This is a genomic window from Paenibacillus sp. FSL L8-0470, assembly GCF_038008625.1.
Lineage (GTDB): Bacteria > Bacillota > Bacilli > Paenibacillales > Paenibacillaceae > Paenibacillus_AQ.
Genome location: NZ_JBBOZM010000001.1, coordinates 4,028,813 through 4,045,534 on the forward strand (window position 1 = coordinate 4,028,813; position 16,722 = coordinate 4,045,534).

At 50.5% G+C, this 16,722-nt stretch carries 13 protein-coding genes; 3 read left to right on the forward strand and 10 right to left on the reverse strand.

Annotation, left to right across the window (positions count from 1 at the left end):
- Positions 1-3: 3 nt before the first annotated feature.
- On the forward strand, positions 4-789 hold the full coding sequence (locus NST99_RS18135; RefSeq protein ID WP_341093560.1) for a GNAT family N-acetyltransferase: 786 nt from the start codon (positions 4-6) through the stop codon (positions 787-789).
- Between the two features lie 86 nt (positions 790-875).
- The gene (locus NST99_RS18140; protein WP_341093562.1) at positions 876-1,223 is read left to right on the forward strand and encodes a DUF4190 domain-containing protein; all 348 of its coding nucleotides are present in this window, start codon (positions 876-878) and stop codon (positions 1,221-1,223) included.
- Between the two features lie 86 nt (positions 1,224-1,309).
- Here NST99_RS18140 and NST99_RS18145 read toward each other — a convergent pair whose 3' ends face one another.
- From NST99_RS18145 to NST99_RS18170, 6 genes are all read right to left on the reverse strand, one after another.
- Positions 1,310-2,518, reverse strand: a complete 1,209-nt coding sequence (locus NST99_RS18145) for a response regulator (protein WP_341093563.1) — start codon at positions 2,516-2,518, stop codon at positions 1,310-1,312.
- Positions 2,515-4,281: a cache domain-containing sensor histidine kinase gene (locus tag NST99_RS18150; protein ID WP_341093564.1), complete on the reverse strand. Its 1,767-nt coding sequence runs from the start codon at positions 4,279-4,281 to the stop codon at positions 2,515-2,517. Before NST99_RS18150 ends, NST99_RS18145 begins: the two co-directional genes overlap by 4 nt.
- A gap of 77 nt (positions 4,282-4,358) precedes the next feature.
- Positions 4,359-5,183 carry a carbohydrate ABC transporter permease gene (locus tag NST99_RS18155; RefSeq protein ID WP_340898057.1) on the reverse strand — a complete coding sequence of 275 codons (825 nt, stop codon included), beginning with the start codon at positions 5,181-5,183 and terminating at the stop codon, positions 4,359-4,361.
- Positions 5,184-5,200: 17 nt separating this feature from the next.
- On the reverse strand, positions 5,201-6,091 hold the full coding sequence (locus NST99_RS18160) for a carbohydrate ABC transporter permease (RefSeq protein WP_038592609.1): 891 nt from the start codon (positions 6,089-6,091) through the stop codon (positions 5,201-5,203).
- 117 nt (positions 6,092-6,208) lie between these two features.
- Positions 6,209-7,573, reverse strand: coding sequence for an extracellular solute-binding protein (locus tag NST99_RS18165; protein WP_341093566.1), 1,365 nt, complete (start codon positions 7,571-7,573; stop codon positions 6,209-6,211).
- A 320-nt stretch (positions 7,574-7,893) separates the two neighbouring features.
- Positions 7,894-8,766 carry a hypothetical protein gene (locus NST99_RS18170; RefSeq protein ID WP_341093567.1) on the reverse strand — a complete coding sequence of 291 codons (873 nt, stop codon included), beginning with the start codon at positions 8,764-8,766 and terminating at the stop codon, positions 7,894-7,896.
- Between the two features lie 121 nt (positions 8,767-8,887).
- On the opposite strand from NST99_RS18170, the gene NST99_RS18175 reads away from it, so the two are divergent.
- The gene (locus tag NST99_RS18175) at positions 8,888-9,829 is read left to right on the forward strand and encodes a zinc-binding dehydrogenase (RefSeq protein WP_341093568.1); all 942 of its coding nucleotides are present in this window, start codon (positions 8,888-8,890) and stop codon (positions 9,827-9,829) included.
- 364 nt (positions 9,830-10,193) lie between these two features.
- On the opposite strand, the gene NST99_RS18180 is transcribed toward NST99_RS18175, so the two are convergent.
- The 4 genes from NST99_RS18180 to NST99_RS18195 all read right to left on the reverse strand — a co-directional run bounded on the left by NST99_RS18180 (position 10,194) and on the right by NST99_RS18195 (position 16,704).
- Positions 10,194-12,392 (reverse strand): DEAD/DEAH box helicase, encoded by a 2,199-nt coding sequence (locus tag NST99_RS18180; RefSeq protein ID WP_341093569.1) that lies wholly within the window; start codon positions 12,390-12,392, stop codon positions 10,194-10,196.
- Positions 12,389-13,708 carry an ATP-binding protein gene (locus NST99_RS18185; RefSeq protein ID WP_341093571.1) on the reverse strand — a complete coding sequence of 440 codons (1,320 nt, stop codon included), beginning with the start codon at positions 13,706-13,708 and terminating at the stop codon, positions 12,389-12,391. The genes NST99_RS18180 and NST99_RS18185 overlap by 4 nt, the downstream gene beginning before the upstream one ends.
- 8 nt (positions 13,709-13,716) lie before the next feature.
- Positions 13,717-15,306 carry a TerB N-terminal domain-containing protein gene (locus NST99_RS18190; protein ID WP_341093573.1) on the reverse strand — a complete coding sequence of 530 codons (1,590 nt, stop codon included), beginning with the start codon at positions 15,304-15,306 and terminating at the stop codon, positions 13,717-13,719.
- Between the two features lie 195 nt (positions 15,307-15,501).
- Complete coding sequence (locus NST99_RS18195; RefSeq protein WP_445745035.1) at positions 15,502-16,704, reverse strand: MFS transporter; 1,203 nt, start codon at positions 16,702-16,704, stop codon at positions 15,502-15,504.
- Between the last annotated feature and the right edge of the window lie 18 nt (positions 16,705-16,722).

Here is a 16,722-nt window from a genome sequence, read left to right on the forward strand (position 1 = left end):
TCATTGGGACATACTGAATTGATTATGAAGTACTTGCGTGAAAATCCGCTAAAAAATGTAACCCCGTTAAAGATGATGACCGCTTATCATCAGGTGATAGACAGCTATCTGGTTCAACAGCAGGAACACTGGGGTATTCTGTTGCTTCTGCCTGCAGACGCTTACTCTTTTGATCAACGGATATATCCGGATGCCGAGAAAATAGTGCTGATGGATTACAGTAGCCCCGAAGTGCTGCCCGAGCTGCTACAGCGATTGCCCAGAGAAACGAATCTAGTCTTCAAAATTCAGGATCAGACACGGATTGCGATTGCCGGTCAATTTCCGCTGCACAAAGTACGATGCTTTTATTCCTATAGTTCTACAGCAGAGCAACGGTTCGCTCCGGACGCCGAAGCCGTACTGAACGAACAGATGGATGAACGGCTGCTCCCATTATGGCGGGCGAATGATTACAGCAAGGAAGAAATTGAGCATTGTTTTGCAGACGGCGCTTTTTCCATATCTATATTCCGGGGAGACACGCCACTCAGCACCTGCCTCGTCTTCCGCAACGAGGAACAAATCTGGGAAATCGGGGCCGTGCGTACGGCCGAAGCCGGCAGAAGAAGCGGACTTGCACAGCGGGTCGTCCGCACTGCGGTATTCCATACGCTGCAGAGAGGTTATATTCCAAGATATCAGGTGGAGGATACCAATATCGCCTCCATTCGTTTGGCCGAATCCGTCGGCCTTACGCTAGCTGTGAAGCTGGAGCATTGGCTAAATTATATAGAACAGCCGAAATGATCAAAAATTAATCACCGTAATATTCTGGAAATTGTTATATAATGCGAGGAGCAGCAATACCAATTTACTTATGAAGGAGTTTGTTCATGAGCTATCAACCGTTTGGACATCAGGACTATTACACGCCGCCACCGCCGCCGGCACAGACAAATGGTAAATCCATTGCCTCATTGGTGCTTGGGATTCTGTCCATTGTGTCACCATATATCGGGATTCTATTTGGGATTATTGCGATTATACTTTCTGCGATTTCCCTGAAAGAGATTCGTACCCGTTATGAAGAGGGAAGAGGTCTAGCCATCGCCGGCCTCGTCTGCGGGATTGTCGGGACGATTATTTACACCTTACTTATTTTACTGTTTTTATTCGCCCTTTTTGCTTTTAATGAAATAGATTCTGGTAGCATATTCCACTTCAGCACCAACAACATCTGATAGGCTGTAAGAAATGCAGGATTTTCGAGTAAATGGACTAAAAAGGAAGCTGAACCGGTTTCGATAATCGGTGTCAGCTTCCTTTTTTATTGCGGCGGGCAGCCTTTGGTCAGATGAATATTGATATTTTGCTGCTGGCGGTATTCAGTCGGAGTCAGTTGGAATCTTTTACGGAACATCTGAGTGAAATGGCGCATGTCCTGATACCCCACACGTTCTGCGATTTCAGCCAGCTTCAGCTTGGGGTTCAGCAGCAGCAGCTTTGCTTGTTCCAGCCGCAGTGAGGTGACGTATTCTTTGTACCCCTGCCCTGTCTTTTGCTTGAACAACTGGCTGAAGTACGCCGGGTTCAGGAACACGACAGAGGCCATCTTCTCCAGCGATAGATCCTCGTTGTAATGCTCCCTGATAAAATGCAGTGCAACGTCAATGGCCTTCTCTCCGCTTCCCTTCAGCGGTTCCGCCTCAAACGCTTGTGAAGCGGATGCTTCCCTCATCCGTTTCACGACCTGCGGCACGGTATTGAAATCATAACTCAAGCCGGAATGCAGGATTTGAAAAGGCATCTTCAGATAATGGTTGAGATGGGCACGAAGCTCCTCCCGAAACGGTTCAGTCCGCTCGTTCTCCCTCAAGGTAACCAGGCCGAGTAAACTCTGCCGGTCGAAATTGACGACAAAACCGTTCCCATGCAGCTCGATCAGCTCGGAAAGTACATTCTCCACGATAAAATGCTCCAGGCGCGCGCTTTTTTCCCCCGGGTCCAGCTGTACCATCACCAAGTAAAAGTTGTGATAATCTTCGATGAACGGACCAATATCCAAATTGCCGATATCAAGGCCAGAGGCCAGCCGCTGGAATACACCTTCCCGCAGAAATTTGAGGCTAGCCTTCAGCCTTTCCCCCTGCCGTGAAATGTCGTTGTCCTTCTGGATCTCCAGCGTCAGATTATTGATAATCTCCTCCAGCTTGTTTTTGCCGATCGGCTTGAGCAGATAATCCCTCGCTCCAAGACGGATCGCCTCCTGTGCGTAGGAGAACTCACTATGAGCGGAGATCACGATCCATTTCACATAGGGATATCTGCGTCTGGAAATTTTCATAAACTCAAGGCCATTCATACCCGGCATTAGGATGTCAGTCAACACGATGTGGATACGCTGTTCTTCCAGCACCTTGACGGCTTCTTCGGCCCTTTCAGCCACAAAAACCTGATACTCCGGATACAGATGCTTAATCGTGCGTTTGATGCCTTCGCGGATAACCCGTTCATCATCGGCTATGAGAATGTTCACTTGTATGTGTCTCCCTCCACTCTAATCGGAAGCATGATGGCAACCTGTGTCCCTTCTCCGGGTAAACTTTGAATCTGCAGACCGTAACTATCCCCTAACATATACTGCAGCCTGCGGTGGAGATTCTGCAAGCCGATGCCGCCTTTGCCGCCTTCTTTCGGACTGTCTCCGTTTAGCGAATCCTGCAGCCGCTCCAGCTGTTCCGCATTCATGCCATTGCCGTTATCTTCAACGAATAACTTCAGAACATTCCCTTCCTCACGGGTGTACACCTTCAGGATACCCTGACGGTTAAGCGATTCCAATCCATGCTTGACAGCATTCTCGATCACCGGCTGTACCGTCATCTTCGGAACGCGGATATTCAGCCAGCGCTCATCGACTTCGGCGACAATCTGCAGCCTGCCTTCAAGACGGATGGAAATGATCTTTAGATAATGGCCGATCTGCTCCATCTCTTCCTCAAGGGTAACTTCCGCGCCGTCTTCCCACTGGCTGCTGTAACGGAACATGGAGGACAATGAGAGTACAAGCTCTCCCAGTTGCTCATTCCCCTCCTCATCAAGCATCCAGTAAATCATATCCAGTGTGTTGTAGAGAAAATGCGGGTTCACCTGGGACTGCAGCGCATGCAGCTCGGCGTTCTTCTCACTGACGGAAGAGAGCTTGACCCGTTCGATCAATTCCTCAATCCGCCGGACCATCCGGTTGAAAGAAGCGACGAGAATATTGATTTCCTGATAGGAAGACACATTAACCACGCCCCGGAAGTTTCCGATTTCCACCTGTTTCATCTCCCGGATCACTTTCTTGAGCGGTGAGGATATGGTCTGCGACACAATCGAAGCAATCAGGGTGGATACGATAATCAGAATGGAAATAACAATCAGCAGATATCGCTTCATCTCGATCAATTCCACATTGAGATCTTTGTCCGGAGTGATGCTCATTACCCACCACCCGGAGAAAGACAGCTTGGAGGCTACAATTAAGCGGTCTCTTTCCTGCTGCACAATGACATCCTTATCCCCCTGCAGGGACGGCAAATTCTCCACGACTGGTGACGGGTCCGTAGCCGAGGATACAAAACGCCCATCCTGAGACATCAGATAAACCTGGCTGTGCGCTCCCAGCTTCAGATTATCCAGCGCATCAAGAACAGGCTGCGGGTTCGTTTCGTACAGAACGATGCCTATCGGCTTGTGTTCATTGAGATCATAAATTTGCCGCCCGAAAGCGAATACAGGACTGTCCTCGACCTCATCAATGAGCGAATGCTCGTACACGCCGAGCCAGACCATTTTCCCCGTAGAAGCCTTAAGCTCATGGTACCAGTCCTCGGTGTGGTACTCCGGGTCAACCACGTTCATGTAGTTGCCGTAATTATAAATTTTGCCTTTGTCCATGATGACATGGATGCCTACCAGATCGTCCCGCGAATAAAAAATCGAGCCAATGATATTTGTGATAGTCTGTTCATTGATAAAAGCCACTGCCGGTTCATCAGTTGTTTCATTAAGCAGGCGAACCATCTCAAAGTTATTGCTGAGTGATTTGGACAGGGAATCATACCCCTTGTAGAGCAGGGTAAACAGCCCGGCCGTTTGAGCGACGTTCTTCTGCGACAGATCACTGATCTTTTCATGCAGCTGAACAGTAGTCCGGTTATAGTACAGCAGGCTGACAATCAGCAGAATACTGGACATGCAAAAAAGAAACAGCAGAAACAACCGATGGTGGATGGAATGAAAGCCATTTCGCATAGGACTCTCCTCCTTTCAACATCTTGTGTCTGCCGTTCCCTATTATAAATCCAATACAAATTTAATTGCAACGCCCATTAACCCTTAACAGCTCCTGCCACCATCCCTTTTGTAATCCGGTTGGACAGGAAGAAGTAGATCAGGATGACCGGCAGCGCGCCCATGACGAGGAATGCGCCGATATTTCCATAGTTGACTGAATACTGGCTGACAAAAGTGTAGACCCCGAATGGCAAGGTCTTCAGTTTCTCGGAAGAAATGAAGGTTGCCGCCAGAATATATTCGTTCCAGATGTTGATGAAGGTCAGGATGCACACCGTCATCACCGGCGGGATTGAAACCGGAAGAATAATGCTGCGGAAGATGCGGTATACACTGGCTCCATCGATAAATGCAGATTCCTCAATTTCATGCGGAATGTCTCTCATGAACCCGGATAGGATGAACACGGCAATTGGCGTGGAGAATGCAATATAAGGCAGAATCAGTGATAAATGTGTGTTCAGGATATGCATATTTTTGAAAATGATCATCAGCGGCAGCAGAGTCGCCTGCATAGGGATCATCATACCCATCAGAAAGACCATCATTACAATGTTTCCATATTTCCAGCGGAACCGTGAAATCGCATAGGCAACCATGGAGGCCAGCACAATGACGAAAATCATCGTAACCGCCGTAACAAACACACTGTTGGACAAGTATTTCAGATAACTCCCCGAAGTATAAGCTTCGCTGTAGTTATGCCATTGAAACGATTTTGGAAAGGAAAAGAAGCTGCCATCCATAATTTCTTCGTTGGTCTTCAGGGAATACAGCAACAGCCATAACAAGGGATACAGCTGGGTCACTACAGGAATGGCGAAAAGAAGATACACGATTCCTTTTTTGAATTTTCGCATGATCGCGCACTCCTTTTCTAATTGAATTTCCGCTCGATTTTATTGAATACGGTATTGATGAATCCGGTAAAGACCAGGCAGACCACAACCAGGAAGGTGGCAATCGCACTGCCGTATCCATACTTGAAGGACATAAAGGAACTGTTATACATATGGGTAGAGATTACATCGGTAGCATGTGCCGGGCCCCCCGCTGTCATGACCATGACCAGATCGAAGGCCTGCAGTGAACCGATAAACGCCAGTACAATTGATATTTTAAAGATCGGAACGATCAGCGGCAGGGTGATGTAACGGTCCGCCTTAAATCCATCTGCTCCGTCAATTTTAGCCGCTTCATAAAGCTCATCTGGAATATTGGACACCCCGGTATACTGAATCAGCAGATGGTAGCCGAAGAACTGCCAAAGCGATACGAAATAGAGTGCGAACATGGCAATCTTGGGTTCAGTGAGCCAGTTATGTGTCCAGCTGTCCAGTCCCAGGGAGATCAGAACCCCGTTCAGCATACCTCCTGCGGAAGCCGGATTGTAGACCGTTTTCCACAATTGGCCGATAATGACGACGGAAAGAATAACCGGTGTGAAATAGATCGAAACCAGAGTATTTGCTCTTTTCAAATAACGGTTAAGTAAAATAGCCATAAACAGGCACAGTGGAATTTCCAGCATGGAAGCCACCGCATACAGCAGTGTTCTTCTTACTGATGGCCAAAAGACAGGATCATTAAAAAACATATCTTTAAAATTGCCGAAACCGATAAACTCTGCAGAAGTGAGACCGTCCCACTTCAATAAGCCTGTATACAATGAAACCAGTATGGGAACAAACACAAGGCATACATATAAGAGCAGACCTGGCAATACGAAGACGGCTATTGTTCGTCCTGGCACCTTTAGTACTTTCATCTTTCCCGCCTCCTAAACAAGCAGATTTCTTTTTCTATGTCCATCATAGATCGATGCGAAGAAGCTCTGGTCAGCTCGCTTCGCATCGATAGATCATGGGAATGTTTCTATTGCTTCTTATTTATTAGCTTCGAATGCGGTTTGATGTTCCTTGCCCACTGCGGCGGAATCCACTTTTTGCACAAACAGGTTCTGAATGCTGCTCAAGTGAACTTGCGCCGTTGCCGGATTCATCGTATTGTCAAACGCCAGGTCACCGCCTTTGACTTCATTGAACAGGCCTGCAATGTTAATCGCAAGATCGGAGTAACCGGCAGCTTTCAAATCGCCATCTACTTTTTGGCCCAGACCTACGGCATTTTTCAGTTCAAATTGCTTCTTAGGATAGTTGGATGCGAAGAAGTTGAGGAAATCCTTGGTTTCCTGCAAATGCTCGCTGTTTGCGGAAATGGCAAATGCGCTGCCTGGTGCAAGCATAAATTCATTAGGGTCGCCTTTACCGTTAACTGTAGGGAATTGGAAGGCCCCTACTTTGCCGGCTACAGATGAAGCATCAATGGCTCCGGTTTCCCATGAACCGATAGACCACATTGCCGCTTTACCTGTTTTGAAGATATTGCCGCCTGCATTGGCATCAATGGATGTTGCACCATCAGGGAATGCGCCGGCTTGGACCAACTGCTGGAAGGCGTCTACTGCTTCTACGAATGCTGGATCTTCGAACGTTTTCTTGCCGTCAAGCACCTCTTGCAGGAAACCCGGGCCGCCGTTGGTACGGAGCAGAATGTTCATGAACAGGAATGAGCCTGTCCAGGAGTCCTTTTCACCGATCGCTAGGGGTGTGATTCCTTTCTCTTTGAGAATCTTTACATCCTTAAGCATTTCTTCGAATGTGGTTGGCGGGTTTGCAATTCCGGCTTGCTCAAACAGCTCCTTGTTGTAATACACCACCTCGATATTGTTGCCGTCAGGCAGTGCGTACACATTATTATTGAAGCTGTAGTAATCGAGCAATCCAGTTTGATACGTATCCTTCAGTCCGTTCTGCTCCAGCATATCGTTCAGTGGTGCGAACAATCCGGCATCTACAAACGGCTTCATTTGTGCAGCAGGGTTAACAATGGTGATGTCTGGCACTTCTTTGGAGGCCGCTTGTGTTTTAAGCTTTACTTTTTGCTGGTCTGTGTTCAATGTATCCAGTTCAATATGAACGTTCGGTTTTTCTTTTTCATATTCGGCCACCAATTCGCGGATCATTTTGTAGGCAGGTGTTGCAGGGTCAGGATAGATGTTCTGGAAGGTAATCGTTACTTTTTTGCCGCTGTCTTTGGTAGCTTCCGCAGCGCTTTTGGTGCTTTCCGGAGCTGCGTTGTTACCCCCTTTGTCATTGTTGTTGTTGGAGTTGCCGCATGCCGCCAAGGTTAATGCCATAGCAGCAGTTAAACCGATGGAGAATGTCTTTTGCATTTTTCTGTTGACCATTTGTTTGTTGCCCCCTGTCTTCGTGATATGTTCATTATCTTTCGATTAAGCGCTTCCAACAAGGTGGGAACTGCAGAATAAAGGTTTGTTTTTTCTATATATAAAATAAAGCTGTTCAGTGAAAATAAAGTATTAGACTAGAGTTGTTGATTTAGACTGAACAATTAATATAAAGCAGCGGCAGACCAAGACTTGATAAATAAAGCCTTAGACTGCCGCTGTTGTCATTAAACTATCGTTCCCCATTAGTTTAATAAACCACCTATTCAATTATCAGCTATCAATAACTTTTTCGATTCCATCCTCTTGTAAGTGTCGGATTAGACAAATGCACAATCAGCTGGACATCCCAGGTTCTCGAAAACTGTGCGCGCGGCAGAATCTACCGGCAGGAAAACCTCAATTTGCGGATATAAGCGGCCGCCTGCAGAAATCGAAATCTGTCTGTAGCGTACGGGAATAAGGCCTCCGGAGCTTTCCATTCTGGCTAGAATTGTTTGTATTTGATCAACATTTCCCCCTACATCCGGCACACTCAGATATTCGCACGCGTTATATTTCTGAACTCTATCCAGCATTTTTTGATACCACGCATCATAACGCGAGAGTATGTGCTCACTCTTAAAGGCTTGTATTCCGTTTATAATGTGCTCCTCCCACTGCTTAAACGACGCCTTGTCAAACGTGGAGCGGGACCGGATAGGAAAACCAGTATTAAAATGTAAATCGACCCTATTCATTAAACCGTCATATGAACGGTCGAGAGGGATTTCGAACAATTGATGAAAAGGCTCATTTAATCCCTTGATGTCCTGAGTATGTGTTACGACCATGGCTGGAAAAGGAATACTCCTCATCGTTTGCTGAGCCCACTCTAATGCACGCTCCAACGACCGTCCATACAATTCGGTCTGAATTGGAAGAAAACCGGCTGCCATAAGCAAATCGTTGCGCTCGTCGGATGTACACTCAAGATATTCTGCAATATTTATTATCGTCTGGCGGGTCGGTATGCGGCGGGTACGTCCAACCAGCAGATTTTTATACGAAGGAAAAGCCTCGTCGTTCAGCTCTTGTTGAGTAAATCGTTTCAAGGACGGTTGAGGTCGATCGACAAGCTTTTGCTGGCGTTTTATCCGCAGGGCTTCAATTTCTCCCATTACGATTCTATGTCTGGAATTCTCCGTATCCATCTTCTCTTCCTTTCTCTTATGAAGTGTAGTTCTGCACTTGGGCCGAGCCTTCATTTAAAGTATACTCCTCATTGAAATGAAGGTCATCTAATGACCATAACCAACATGGAGGAAAACCGATATGATTCGTACTATTGTTGTTGATCCGCGTGCCCCGTCTCATTTGGCCTTCAAGGAAGTTGACGCCCCGCAGCCTAAGCCATGGGAAGCGCTTGTGCAAGTGAAGGCCGTCTCACTCAACCGCGGTGAAGTGAGTGACGCTAAAAATCAGGAAATATCTAGCCGTCCTGGCTGGGATCTCGCCGGGATTGTCATCAAGCCGGCAGAGAACGGCGCAGGACCGCAAAAAGGGGCCAGGGTTGTTGGTTTGCTCCCGATGGGAGCCTGGAGCGAGCAAGTGGCTGCTCCCGTATCGTTGTTGACCGAAATCCCAGACAAACTCACTTTCACTATGGCGGCTACCCTCCCCGTAGCAGGGCTCACGGCTCTTTATGCACTTCGAAAAGGCGGCATGCTGCTTGGCAAACGAATTTTCATTACAGGCTCTAGCGGCGGAGTTGGGCTATTCGCCCATCAGCTTGCAGTCCAATCCGGCGCATACGTTGTAGGTACGGCAAGCACGGAAGAGAAGGCTGAGCTTGTTCGGGAGGTTGGATCCGACGAAGTGATCATTGGATATTCCGCAATTTCATCAGCCAGCAAATTTGGGCCGTACGATCTGATCATCGATTCAGTAGGCGGCAATACACTGGCGGCGTTGCTGCCGCAGCTAGCGCCCCAAGGGATTTGCGTTGCAGTAGGATTTTCTTCCTCAAATACCGCAATGATCGATATGAAGAATATGGTGACCAGCGGAGGAAGAACCTTGTACAGCTTCTTTTTAGGTGAGGAACTCACTCGTCAATCAGCCGCGGACGATCTGAGTTTGCTGGCCCGGCTGGTCACAGATGAGCGGTTAATCCCACGAATCCAAGTGGAGGCGCCCTGGACCGAAATTGACACGGTTGCCCGTAATCTTATGGAACGGAAATTCTCGGGCAAAGCCGTGCTTCACTTAGATTGATTATATAAGTTTGCAACTATAATCCCAGGAATCTAAAAACGAATCTGAAAAAGAAACGGCAGTAGTACACCCTTACTCGTTTGAGTGGGAGTACCGCTGCCTTTCAATGAACCCGGCTATTTGACCTTTATATTTCGGTTGGCTTAATGAAGTGCTCACCAGTCTAATACTTTATGTTTCAGTCTGACACTTTATTTCTTCGGACAAAAGCATGCATATTGGGATTTCTCTTCCCTATATTGGCATGCCTTTGCAGAAAAATAGCAGCAGCCCGGGATGGATCATCCGTGGCTGCTGCCGCATCATTAATGCTATGAAGTTTAGATTTCATAGTGCTTCCGCAATACAGATTGTAGTAAACGCTCTAGTTCTCCACCCGCCACTGCTTAATCACATTCAGAAGCCCTGGCACATCCAGCCCATCCAGTGAAAAGGCTTTGCGCAGCAGCTCATGGGGGATGAATTCATCATATTTGCCGAGATATGGCGCTTCATCCTTGCTCAGCAAGGAAAGCGGGTCCGTCGCAGCGGTTGTTTCAGCCATGATCTCTTCCTCCAGCGTATCCGCATCTACACTGCCGGCGACTACCATATAATAAGGCTCCATCGGTGTGATGGAACGAAGCCCCAGCCGGCCTTTCAGGTTATTCTTCAGCAGCCGTTCCAAAGTCCGGAACTGCCGGCTTCCCGCCCACGGCAGGATGAACATGGAATCGCCGCCTGCCGGCAGGACGGATCGCGTGAGCAGACCGCTCTCCTTGGCCAGGCGGCGGGCCCGTTCCAACCGGGCCGCTGCGCTTGGCGCCAGATACGGATACAGCGCCGTCGCTCCCAATACCTCACGGATTTTGGCCATGATCCGGGTATGCACATCACCGCCAGCACCAAGCCAGAGGGTATCAACCTTGCCGCGCGAGCCTTTGACATAGACGGCCTTATGTCGGTTGTCTACCTCCTCCACCTTCCACAGCTTGCCCGCCAGCGTGAAACAGTAGCCCGGTGGGGGTACGGTGGTAATGGAGCCGATTTCCTCGGTGCCATTATAGACGACATGCTCCTCATCGTCTTTGAATACAGCAAGAAAACGGAAATTGTTGACGATCTTCTCACCGGCCAGCCCGATCAGCAGTCCGCCTTCCTCCAGTGTCTCAATATGGCCCATGCCCACCATGTACTCCATGAAGGTATCGTAATCCGCCGGGTCAATTCCCCGGAAGGACGGCAGGCTCAGAACAGCTGCTTTCAAATCCTCCGGTTCGGCTTCCCCCATGCTCTTAAGAATGCTCATCGTCTGATGGTACAGGAGCCCAACCGGCAGCTGGCGCACATTCAGCGGCTCTACCCACTTCTCCCGCACATACAGCTCAATGACCGCAATCGCCCGCAGCAGCGTCCAGGGCATCCGCGCGGGCAGCTGCGCCTCCTCATCCTCCTCCTCCGGGGTGACGAAGATCATCTCCGAAGCAGAGTCACCGCGTCTGCCGGAGCGTCCCAGCCGCTGGACGAAGCTGGCGCAGCTGTAAGGTGCCCCGAGCTGCAGCACCCGCTCCAGCTCGCCAAGATCTATGCCCAGCTCCAGGGTAAGCGTAGCTGCGGCTACCGCCGGGCCGGGACCTTGCCGGAGCGCGGCTTCCGTCTCTTCGCGCAGCATCGCGGAGATGCTTCCATGATGCACATGGAACACATCCCGCTCGCCGCGTTTGGCTGCCATGCGCCGCATCTCCAGAATCGCCTCCTCGGCGTCCGTGCGGCTGTTGGTGAAGATCAACGCCTTCTTCAGATGCGTATGATCGTAAATGAACCCGTAATAGGCCTGGCGGGCCCGCTCCAGGTGTTCAGCCTGCACCTCATCCCGCGCATCAGGGAAGGAGAAATGCTCCACACTCAGCCGGAGCTTGCGCCCCCCTTGCGGTGCGGATACCTCCACGCTCTCCCGCGTTCCGGCGGCCAGCCACTCGGTCACGGAAGCATAATCGCTCAGTGTGGCCGAAAGGCCGATCCGCCGGGGATGGCAGCCGGCCATCCGCGAGATCCGGGCCAATTGGCTGAGCACCTGGATGCCGCGGTCCGCCCCCATAAAGGCATGCACTTCATCAACAATTATGAAGCGCAGATCATGGAACAAGGCGGGGATCGCATTCGGGCGGTTCATGAGCAGCCCCTCCAGCGATTCAGGGGTAATCTGCAGCACCCCGGAAGGATTCTGCATCAGCTTCGTTTTATCCGCTTGCGGTACATCGCCATGCCAATGCCAAACCGGGATATTGCCTTCCCGCAGCAAATCATTTAACCGTGTGAATTGATCATTGATCAGCGCTTTGAGCGGCGCAATATAGAGAATCCCCACCGAATCGGACGGGCGCTCATAGAGCTCAGTTAATGCGGGGAAGAATGCCGCCTCCGTCTTGCCTGAGGCCGTACCGGAGGCAATCAGCAGGTGGTGCGGGGTATCAAACAACACGCGGCAAGCATCTACCTGAGCCTCGCGAAGCGTCTCCCACCGGTTCTTATAAATAAACTCCTTGATGAAAGGAGCCAGCCTGTAGAACGGATTGTCGCTCATAGGTCAAACTCCGCAAGAAATCCGTCCAGTTCGTTTTGCTCAGTCTCCGCCGGGTTTGCGGTGCGCTCGCCCACCAGCTTCTCGAACGAAATCTCCGGATGCTGGTGAAGGGTGTGTAGCAGATCCATGAAATCACGCACGACCTCGCGCGGGGTCAGCAGTTCGTCAGCGCCCAGTCTGCCCACGGCTTCTTCCATGAAATGCACCAGCTGCTCTTGGGCAAGTCTCGCTTCATAGCCGTAATGCAGTGCGTGGATATCCCGCAGCTTCTGAAGCAGCACCAGAATTTCCTCATGGGACAGCATGTCCAGCGCAATAATCGGTCCGGTGAAATTATTCAGCTCGGCTGAGCCGTAACGGCCCGCCACCAGCCGTGAACGCAAAGCCTCGTAGCTGAACAATCCGCGCCGCCCGTCTTCAACGAACTGCGGGGTACCTCCAATAAAGATGCCCAGCCGTTCCGCTTTGCCCTGCATCGTATCATTGAACATTGTCAGCAGCTTTTCGTAGTTGCTCTGGCGGGAAATACTGTTGGTAATCTTGTAGAGGTTAACACCCTCATCTATAAAGAGCAGCAGACCTTTATAGCCGATGGCACCTGTAAATTCGGCCCATAGCTTCATATAATCGTACCAATTGTCATCATCAATGATGACGCCTACGCCAAGTGCCTTGCGCGCCTCGGTGCGGGTGGCGAATTCACCGCGGAGCCAGCGCAGCGCATCCTGCTTCAGCTCATCATCGGCAAGCTTATGACCGTTCCAGTAAGCCGCCAGCACCTTGGCAAAGTCAAAGCCATGCACAAGACCGCGCATCTCAGAGGCTACTGTATAAATTCGCTGCTCCACCTCTTCGCCAAGCTGCAGAGAGTCAGGTCCATACCCCTTCTCCTGCATCACCGCCTGCTGAAGCGTCATAATCCACTTCTGCAGCATGATTTCGAGTGCTCCACCGTCTGGACGGGTCCGGGTCGACAGGTGGCTCATCAGCTCCCGGTAGGTTGCGAGGCCTTGCCCCTTCGTTCCTACCAGCCGCCGTTCAGGCGAAAGATCGGCATCCGCGACCACAAAGTCCCGGTCCATGGCGTAGTTGCGGATAATTTGCAGCAGAAAGCTTTTGCCGCTGCCGAATTTACCGGTAATCAGCTTGAAAGCCGCTCCGCCTTCAGCAATATTGTCCATATCCCTGAGGATGGCTTCCACCTCGGGACGCCGGCCGACAGCAATATGTTCCAGTCCGATTCGCGGCACTACACCCGCCGTGAGCGAGTTTACGAGTGCGGTTGTCATCCGTTTCGGTATTTTCAGTTCATTCATCTAGGGATTCACCTCTTCAAATATTGCAGCACGGGCATAAATTCCTCAGTCAATTCCTCACCGTCGATCAGCAGATCGCCGAGCATGTCCATGGCAAGTTCGTTAATTTCGTCAAACAGCAGCTCCGGCATCGTCCCCCCGGCAGCGGCCAGCTTCTGCACAGCCTTCATTCCATCCTCATCCGCGAGCGCGGACACCGCTTGCCGCTGCAGAGGTGTCAATACGAAAGCAAATGCCTCCCACTCATTGTCTGTACTGCTCGCGGCAGCGGGCGATACTGGAACACTTAGGGTCTCGGGAACAGCATAAATCTCTTCTATAGGATCCTCTTCTATAAAGGAAGGGACAGCGTAATCAAGCTCCGAATCCCCGGAATTCTCTGAATCCTCCAACTCTGCTGAATCCTCAGGCTCCTCTATAGTGAGCAGCGTCCGGACAATCTCGGAATCGTTCTCCAGCCGTTCAAGCTTCCTCTTGTCAATAACGACAGCCGGACCTTTCCCGGCTTGCTCTGCCTTGCGGAATTCCCGTTTCAGAAAACGGGTCACCAGCTCGTCCATATCCGCATCGACCTTAACGTCTTTCAGCCGTCCGCGGAAGCCCATCAGCTCACGCAGCTTGTTCTCGGTGAGCCGGAAAAGCCGCGTAATCAGGCTGCGCAGCGGCGGAGATTTACTGATCCTTACGACAGGCACAAGTACGGAGTAGCCGTAGAGCGATATATCATAAACTGCACTACGGAACAGGTAACGCTCCCGCAGTACCGGCGGGCCGGGCGGGAACATCTCCACCAGCTTGGACCCATGTTTGCGGGCTACATAGGCGTCTATTAATGCAACCACTTGAGGAATATAACACTCAGCCGCCGCTTTGCCTTCACCGGTGTAGAACTTGGATTTGCTGATATCGTAATCCGACATGACCGTCAGCACTGCAAAGGTCAGCTGCTCCGGTGCAGTAGTCAGGCACCTCATCAGCTCCAGCTCTGCCAGATCTCCGGCAAGTCCGCGCGTACGGGCAACGATGCCTGACAGCGGCACGTCTAATTTATGCACGAAGATGAAATCGGCAATCCAGCCGCCAAGATATTGATCCAACCGCTTGTATTGATCCCTGTAAGCTTCCCATAGCAAGGACAGCTGTCTGTACCCTTCCTGTGGTTCTTCCCAGCCTACTCCGTTAATCAGTTCATAGACATGCAGAAAAATATAAGAGAGATCAGTCTTCGGATATCTGCCATGTCGGACTTCATCCCGCCAGAAGAAATACCATCTGTATTGCGCTCCCGTCATATGCCCGTATGTAGGCCAATAACTCTTAAATGGAACAAACAGTGTCGCGGCTTCCCTTTGTTCCGCCAGTTCACGTGCCCGGTGTACAAATTGGCTTTCCGTAGTAGTTACCGGTTCCTGCTTCTCTTCCATATCCCAGAGCTGAAGCTGTACCGTCTCCTTCGGCGGTTCTTTCTTCTTCATCTTGGCGGCGGCTGACTGCGGCTGCACATTCCCGGCAGCTTCCCGTGGCGGAATCGGCACATTACTCTCCGTGCTTTCCCAGACCAGCTCTGTAAAGTGCGGCAGCTTCCCTTCATTATTCATTCTTCCATCGCTCCAATCCTGAAACGTAATCCGAGAAGACCCTGCTCCTGCTCTTATGAAAAAACGGTCCTGTTCACATGGTGTGAAGGAACCGTTTTGTTCTTCTCGAATTATCCGAAACCGCTGTACATTTCACATCTAATATTAGCATTGTTGCAGGATTAACATCAAGTAGATCCGGCAAGGAATACTCTCTTAGAGCAGCTCAGTTCCTTTCGTTTCCTTACCCAGAAACAACACTGCCAGCGCACCGATAATAATGGTTACGAAGAACAGCATAAAGATTGAACTGATGCCGACCTTATCGCCTACCAGAAAACCTACCAGCAGCGGTGCGATCACACCGCCGATCCGGCCAAAGGAGGTGGCCAGCCCTGCTCCCGTCGAGCGGATTGATGTCGGGTACAATTCAGGGGTATAAGCATACATGCCGCCCCATGCGCCAAGGTTAAAGAATGAGAGGCAGATCCCTGCAGCCATCAGCATGCCCTCGGTTGTCGCATTTCCGAACCAGGCAGCGCTGACTGCTGTGAGCAGCAGGTAGATTACCAGTACAAACTTGCGCCCGAACTTTTCAATGAAATAAGCGGCTGTGAAGTATCCGGGCAGCTGGGCAAGCGTCATAATCAGTACATACTCAAAACTCTTAACAAGGCTGAAGCCCTTAATCACCATTACCGTAGGCAGCCACAGGAACATGCCGTAATAGGAGAACACCACCGTGAACCATAAAATCCACAGCATGATCGTTGATTTACGGTACTCCGGCGACCAGACGATAGCAATGCGTTTACTCAGCGAAACCGGAGCTTTCCTAATTTCCGCAAACCGCGGGGAATCATCTATGGCACGCCGCAAATATAGCGCATAAAGTGCCGGTACGGCACCTATGCCGAAGGCGATACGCCAGCCGTAATCCGGAATAACAAAGTAGGCAATCAAAGCCGATAAGATCCAGCCTACCGCCCAAAAGCTCTCCAGCAGCACAACCGCCCGGCCTCTCTCTTTTGCAGGCATGCTTTCCGACACCAGCGTTGAAGCAACAGGCAGCTCTCCGCCCAGCCCGAACCCGGCTACAAAGCGCAGTACACATAATATCCCGAAGCCTGTAGCAAAAGCCGATAAGCCGCTGGCCGCCGAGAAGATCAACAAGGTCCATAGCAATACTGACTTGCGTCCGAAACGGTCGGCCAAAATCCCCGCCGCTGCCGCCCCTGCTGCCATGCCCACCGAATTAATACTGGTCAAAAATCCAATCTGCTCCGGTTCAAGCGACCACTCCTTGGCGAGCGCTGCAACCACAAAAGAAATCATTCCGACATCCATCGCGTCAAACATCCAGCTTAATCCCGCACTGAACAGCAGCTTCCTTTGCTTCGGATTTCGCAGTAGCGTCATTTGATTCAAGATCAAGCA